This is a genomic window from Pseudomonas sp. EL_65y_Pfl2_R96, assembly GCF_963970905.1.
Classification (GTDB): Bacteria; Pseudomonadota; Gammaproteobacteria; order Pseudomonadales; family Pseudomonadaceae; genus Aquipseudomonas.
Map to the genome: position 1 here is coordinate 1 of NZ_CAXAQH010000350.1, position 453 is coordinate 453.

Annotated in this window: 1 pseudogene; it reads left to right on the forward strand. The window is 54.5% G+C overall.

The features are described from left to right. A pseudogene (locus AACY49_RS30990) lies at positions 1–297 on the forward strand (hypothetical protein); the annotation flags it as partial. Positions 298–453: the final 156 nt, after the last annotated feature.

A 453-nucleotide genomic window follows, 5' to 3' on the forward strand; every position in this document is an offset into this window, starting at 1 on the left:
GACACTTTCAAATACGTGACAGGTTCATTGCGATTGCTCTATCCGCAAAAGTCCGCCGTAGAATGCGAGCGACTGCTCAGAAGCTACAACCTGAGCGTCACTCAACAGGCTCGTCTGAGGAAGGATCTGGACATCGGCCCTATTCCCGAATGGGCAGAACAGCACAAGCGACTGACCAACAGCGATGATGATCAGCGATTCGAGCAGATCGCGCAGGAACTTGACCCCTTCATTGTCAGATTGAGAACCGAAGGCGGACTTTCTTCCAGCGATTTACCCGACGTCGGGCAGCGCTAAGAAGCCCAATTCCTGAACGGGTACTTAAAGCGTGCAGGCTATAAACAAAACCGGCACGGCTTCCTGTACCGAACCGACATCCCTGCCATGTTCCGGGCCGATCTGCGCACCCCTTTTGAACTGGCGCGGGACAAACGCCTGGTGAGATTGAAGGGC